Origin of the sequence: Deinococcus marmoris (assembly GCF_001949125.1) — a bacterium.
GTDB lineage: Bacteria > Deinococcota > Deinococci > Deinococcales > Deinococcaceae > Deinococcus > Deinococcus marmoris_A.
Genome location: NZ_MSTI01000119.1, coordinates 1 through 5274 on the forward strand (window position 1 = coordinate 1; position 5274 = coordinate 5274).

The window sequence follows — 5274 nt, forward strand, 5'->3', positions numbered from 1 at the left end:
GCTGATCACGACGGGAAATATTCAGGACCGTGATGGCGGGAAAATGACGCTGTGGTACGCACGGAGGCGCTTTGTGCGCCTCCGTCATGTCTGGGCCGATGGTGGTTATCTGGGCAAGCTGGTCACCTGGACGCTGGAAACACTGGGCTGGACACTGGAAATCATCAAGCGTAGTGACAGGGCCAAAGGGTTTCAGGTGCTGCCTCGCCGCTGGGTGGTGGAACGCTCATTGGCGTGGTTGACGCGCTCACGTCGGCTGAGCCGGGACTATGAAGGCCGCTGCCACACCTCCGCTTCCTGGTGCTATCTCGCCAACATTCGCTTGATGCTCCGTCGTCTTGATCCTTCTGTCGAACCTTTATAAACGCGCTCTGAGATAAAAGCCTGCGTCACAGCGGCAACGCTTGGCACAAGCAGCAGGTGCGCGACTTGCTGGAGAATCCTGCCTACCATGAATATGTGATGCGGGCTGTCATCGCCAAGGAAGGGCGGCTGTTCAACGAGTACTGGGGGCGGTTGAAGATTGCCTGGATGTCCTGCACGGCCTGTGGGCGGCGCGAGAAAACACTCGCCGCCGCCGATCTGGACGAATATGCCCCCAGCGGCGACGAACTCTGGTGGACCACTCAGAACCCTGAGATCCTGCTGCTGCAGCGCTGGCAGGTGCCAGTCCCGAGGATGGTGCTCTTCGACGAAGAACATGGCTACCAGCCCTCTTCGCAGCCTTAATACCCAGCGGCGCGCGACCGAACGCTTCACGCCCTGGAACTGATCAGGCACCAGATCTCAGGACCACACGTTTCACTCGACTTCGGCAAAATCGAGTTCCACCGTCCAGGTCCAGCCGACATCGCTCCACACGCGCTCGACGGAGGCCCAGCCTGAATATTGAATCTCGACTGTCTTCTGCGCAGTAGAGCAGGACTCGTCGGCCACTGGGCCGCGCTTTAAGGCGTCGCGTGCCCAGTCTGGCATCTGCTGCACCTCAGCCTGCACCTCGCCCACACCTTCGACGCTCAGCGTGTCTGGTCCCCCAGAAAGCACCAGACCGTGTCCGGCGATGCTGCGGGACCCGCTGACCTGCGGCAGCTCTTGATGACGCCTGGCATGAACGTTCAGAAGGCACTGGAACGACGAAATGGCGTGTTCGAGCGCACTGCGCGGACAGTCTGCGAACAGCGGCGTCTTTACAAGAGCGGCGGCCTCGCCCGCAGCCGTACGGTCCCGGTGGTCCGGCCCGCCGACCAGAGCGGCGAGCGCCACGTCACTGCCCTCGCCCGCCAGGTTGGCCTGCTCCAAGACGAGCAGTTCAGCCAGACTGCTGGCATGGCTTATGCGCAGCAGGTTGAGGACCTGGGCCGGCGTGGGGTGCAGCAGCACTTCCATCCAGTGAGACAGCAGCGGATTCAACATCACTGGCCTTCGCGGAACATGGCGGCGGCGAACGGGACGTCACCGGACGCCGGGCCAGCATGGGCGGACTGGGCGCAACGAAAAAGGGCAGCTCCCTGGCCGGCGCCGGCGACAAACAGGCGCGGGGCATGTCCGGCTGCACGCAGACTCAGGAATGCGGACAACACGTGTTTTCTGCTCAGGGACGGCGGCGGGCTGATCCAGATGGTTCGGGGGTTTTTCATGGAGTCTCCTGGAAAAGTTGCGGCGCAGCCGCGCCGGGTCCACTGCCCGTGTTGGCGGCCTGACAACTCCTCTCATCACCCTTTCTCTATTTCAAATCTTCGGAGCTTACTCCCCCCTGTTTCCCCGTGTTGTTTTAGCCAATTTCACGCCTTGGCTTGCCTCCTTTTCCCCGAATAGCGCGGACTGCCTCGCTCTGGCCACCGGTTTCCAGTCGTTTCTCTTTCCAGACCCAGCAACTGTTTCTCACAACTGCGCGCTGCCTCCCAGACCGGTGCCGGCGCTGGGTAGAATTCGACGGAAGCCGCCGATCATGGACCAATCAATCGCAACAGCGTTCTCTCCACCATGCGTTGCTCCACAAATGTCGCCTCCGAACAAAAAGCCTCTAAACCCACCCATGCCAAGATTTGGTCCATGAGCGAAAAAAATCTCTGGTTGGTTGACCGCAACGACCTGATTGGCCCCCTCAAATTTCTGATCGCAGGCATCAACGCGCAACTGGTGCAAGCGCGTGCACAGAAGCGCAATCGCAGCATGGAGAAAGAGTTTCTGCTGAAGGCCATGGAAATCCGTGAATGCGCCTTGGGGGTGGCACGCGCGCTGGATCAGGAGCACCTGCTGCCGTTCGTACCAGTAGTGGAAGAAAACCCTGTTGTGGCCTGCTGCCCAGAGTGCGGCTACGAAGACCGTGAAAATAAGGAGTGGGAGGAGAAGGGGATCTGGCAATTGGGAGTCCAGTCCTGGACCATGACCCAGATGCGTGACTTGTTGCCGGACCCCCTGCACCAGCACTACGTGGTGTATGGACTTGAGCTGAGTATGGGCTACGAGGTCAACGAAGACCGTACGAAGCTGAAGGCCACTGAGATGCTGTGCAGGGTCTGCAAGCACCGCGAAGAAACTCTCGCTGCGGACGGCGCCCGATGCCCGGGCAGCGATCATGAACTGTGGATGCTCACGCAGCACCCTGAGGTCCTGCTGCTGCGCCGCTGGCAGGTGCTTGGCCCACGGATGGCCCTGCACGACAACTAAGTTTGGAGCCATGTTCACGGCCAAAGTCATCCAGCCCCCAGCGACAATGCGCTGGGGGCTTTCCTCTCCAGTCTTTGCTCGCAGGGCCGACTGGCTTTCCAACTGACCTTGGACCTGGAAGGCGGCGCAACCCGATCAAAACGCGCAGATAGATGCCGCCACCGCCTCGTCATGGGCTAACCTGCGCTCAGATTCATGCCAAAAATTCTCGACAACATCGACCTGAAACTGATTGACGATCTGCGGGTGTCCATGCAGTCCGCTGTACGCGCCGACTTCTGCGTGGGCTATTTCAACCTGCGTGGCTGGAAACTGGTCGACGATCTGGCCGAGCAGTGGTCCGGGAAGGGCGATGCCAGAACCCGGCTGATGGTGGGCATGCAGGAGCTGCCTGAAGGCGAGTTGCGTTCCTCGCTGACCCTGCTGGAGCAGCCCGGCGGCCTCGACAACCAGACTGCGGTGCGCCTCAAGCGCCGGGTAGCCGAGCAGTTCCGCCAGCAACTGATGCTGGGCGCCCCCTCGAACAGCGACGAGGCCGGGCTGCGCCGGCTGAGCCGGCAACTGAAATCGGGCAAGGTGCAGGTCAAGCTGTTCCTGAAATTTCTGCTGCACGCCAAGCTTTACCTGGTGCACCGCAACGATCACGCCGCGCCGCGCATCGCCTATGTGGGAAGCAGCAACCTGACCTTCGCGGGTCTGAGGCGTCAGGGCGAGCTGAACGTCGATGTCCTGGACGGAGACTCCACCCAGAAGCTCGCTGACTGGTTCGAGGACCGCTGGAATGACCGCTGGGCGCTGGACATCACCGCAGAGCTCGCGCAGATCATCGACGAGAGCTGGGCCGGCGAGCAGGGCCACACGCCCCACGAGATCTACCTCAAGATGGCCTACCACCTGTCGCGTGAAGCGCGCGCAGGCGTCGGCGGCTTCCAGATCCCCAAGGACCTGGCCCGCATCCTGTTTCCCTACCAGACCGCCGCCGTACAGATCGCCGCGCACCACGTGAACAAGCGTGGCGGTGTGATGCTGGGCGTTTGAATTTGCTGAGGTGATGGAGCGCGGGGGTTTTGACGCCGTGATCGCCAACCCGCCGTGGGATGTGGTCAAGCCCAACGGCAAGGAGTTCTTGCAGTCCTTTGCGCCCACGATCAGTAAAAACAACATGACCATCAAGGACTTTGAGAAGGAGAAAGGCAAGCTGCTGGCCGATCCCGCCATCCGCGCCGAGTGGCTGGCCTACCAGTCGGGCTACCCGCACCTGAACGCATATTTTCGCAGATCAGAGCAATTTAGCTCGCAAACCAGCGTTGTAAATGGGAAAACGGCAGGTACAGATTTGAACCTGTACAAGCTCTTTTTAGAGCAGACTTTCCGGCTTCTACGCGACAGCGGCGAGTGCGGCATCGTTATTCCCAGCGGCATTTACACCGATCTGGGCGCGAAAGGGCTGCGAGAACTGTTATTCGGGAAAACCGAAGTGACGGGTCTGTTCTGCTTTGAGAACGGCAGCAGCAACGGCGTTATTTTTGAGAACGTCCACCGCTCATTCAAGTTCGTGGTTCTCAGCTTCCGCAAAGGCGGCGAAACCAACGACTTTCCCGCCGCTTTCATGCGCCATGACGTGCGCGATCTCAAAGACTTCCCCGGTGGCATCGGCATGACCCTGAATATGGACCTAGTGCGCCGCCTCTCGCCCGACAGCCTGAGCGTGATGGAGTTTAAGAGCGAACTGGACGCCGAAATTGCCGAAAAGATGTTGCGATTTCCGCTGCTGGGTGAGCGGTTAGACGAGGCTTGGAATCTTAAACTAGCGCGTGAACTTCATATGACTGATGACAGTCATATGTTCCGCAGCGAGCAAAAGCCGGGACGCTTGCCGTTATTCGAGGGCAAGATGATCCATCAATTTCGGCATGACTTTGCCACACCGAAATATTGGATTGACGAGAAGGAAGGGCGGGCGGGTCTACTCAAACGTAATGAGATTGAATCTGGTCAGATCATGCACTATCAAGGCTATCGTTTAGGTTTTCGTGACATCGCCGCCAGCACCAACGAAAGAACGCTCATTGCTACAGCCCTGCCCGCGAATGTCTTGCTCGGCAACACCATCAATTATTCTGCTTCGCTGGAGGATTCCAATCTTCTGTTTCTGGTAGGCGCTTTGAACAGTTTTACTGCCGACTGGGTTATGCGGCAAAAAATCTCCTCCCACGTCAACCAATTTTATTTCTATCAACTCCCCATTCCCGGGTAGAAGGCTGGAATCATGACCGACATGGGTTCTTCATGACCACGGTGCTGAGCAGGCGCAGCACGCTCCACACCGTGTCCGTGATCCCGATGGCCATTGCTGGCGTCCGTTGCGCATATTGACGACGCCCCACCGGTTCATTCAACTTGACTCGCAGGCTCCGGTTCACCCGACAGAAGTTATAGATCCCATTGACCAGATCACTGACCGTCTGACGGACGTGGGGAAGCCTCGCAAACGCGAGGCTTCTGCGGACTTGGTGCGGATTCATACGCCGGGCCGTCCCGTTGTGCCGTTCCACTGCCGAGGTGTTGGGGGTGTTGTATCCGAGAAAGGCCAGCTCCTGATTG

The 5274-nt window shown here is 59.3% G+C and carries 7 protein-coding genes and 1 pseudogene; 5 read left to right on the forward strand and 3 right to left on the reverse strand.

Going from position 1 to position 5274, the window contains the following annotated elements:
- The coding region (locus BOO71_RS17780; RefSeq protein WP_175607414.1) for a transposase at window positions 1-364 on the forward strand (364 nt) is incomplete at its 5' end.
- Window positions 365-420: 56 nt separating this feature from the next.
- The gene (locus tag BOO71_RS17785) at window positions 421-729 is read left to right on the forward strand and encodes a hypothetical protein (RefSeq protein WP_139323011.1); all 309 of its coding nucleotides are present in this window, start codon (window positions 421-423) and stop codon (window positions 727-729) included.
- A 72-nt stretch (window positions 730-801) separates the two neighbouring features.
- On the opposite strand, the gene BOO71_RS17790 is transcribed toward BOO71_RS17785, so the two are convergent.
- Together BOO71_RS17790 and BOO71_RS17795 are read right to left on the reverse strand one after the other, a co-directional pair.
- Window positions 802-1413: a hypothetical protein gene (locus BOO71_RS17790; RefSeq protein ID WP_075834614.1), complete on the reverse strand. Its 612-nt coding sequence runs from the start codon at window positions 1411-1413 to the stop codon at window positions 802-804.
- Window positions 1413-1637 carry a hypothetical protein gene (locus BOO71_RS17795; protein WP_075834616.1) on the reverse strand — a complete coding sequence of 75 codons (225 nt, stop codon included), beginning with the start codon at window positions 1635-1637 and terminating at the stop codon, window positions 1413-1415. The genes BOO71_RS17790 and BOO71_RS17795 overlap by 1 nt, the downstream gene beginning before the upstream one ends.
- 415 nt (window positions 1638-2052) lie before the next feature.
- Here BOO71_RS17795 and BOO71_RS17800 point away from each other — a divergent pair, with 415 nt between their 5' ends.
- The 3 genes from BOO71_RS17800 to BOO71_RS17810 all read left to right on the forward strand — a co-directional run bounded on the left by BOO71_RS17800 (window position 2053) and on the right by BOO71_RS17810 (window position 4927).
- Window positions 2053-2670, forward strand: a complete 618-nt coding sequence (locus tag BOO71_RS17800) for a hypothetical protein (RefSeq protein WP_075834618.1) — start codon at window positions 2053-2055, stop codon at window positions 2668-2670.
- Window positions 2671-2865: 195 nt separating this feature from the next.
- Window positions 2866-3708, forward strand: coding sequence for a phospholipase D-like domain-containing protein (locus BOO71_RS17805; RefSeq protein ID WP_254843205.1), 843 nt, complete (start codon window positions 2866-2868; stop codon window positions 3706-3708).
- Between the two features lie 37 nt (window positions 3709-3745).
- Window positions 3746-4927: an Eco57I restriction-modification methylase domain-containing protein gene (locus BOO71_RS17810; protein ID WP_139323012.1), complete on the forward strand. Its 1182-nt coding sequence runs from the start codon at window positions 3746-3748 to the stop codon at window positions 4925-4927.
- A 10-nt stretch (window positions 4928-4937) separates the two neighbouring features.
- Here the strand turns inward: BOO71_RS17810 and BOO71_RS17815 are convergent.
- A pseudogene (locus BOO71_RS17815) lies at window positions 4938-5274 on the reverse strand (IS1 family transposase); the annotation flags it as partial.

Coding starts and splice junctions, on each gene's coding strand:
- BOO71_RS17790 (WP_075834614.1), bottom strand. CDS start 1,413: ATGTTGAATCCGCTGCTGTCTCACTGGATGGAAGTGCTGCTGCACCCC.
- BOO71_RS17795 (WP_075834616.1), bottom strand. CDS start 1,637: ATGAAAAACCCCCGAACCATCTGGATCAGCCCGCCGCCGTCCCTGAGC.
- BOO71_RS17800 (WP_075834618.1), top strand. CDS start 2,053: ATGAGCGAAAAAAATCTCTGGTTGGTTGACCGCAACGACCTGATTGGC.
- BOO71_RS17805 (WP_254843205.1), top strand. CDS start 2,866: ATGCCAAAAATTCTCGACAACATCGACCTGAAACTGATTGACGATCTG.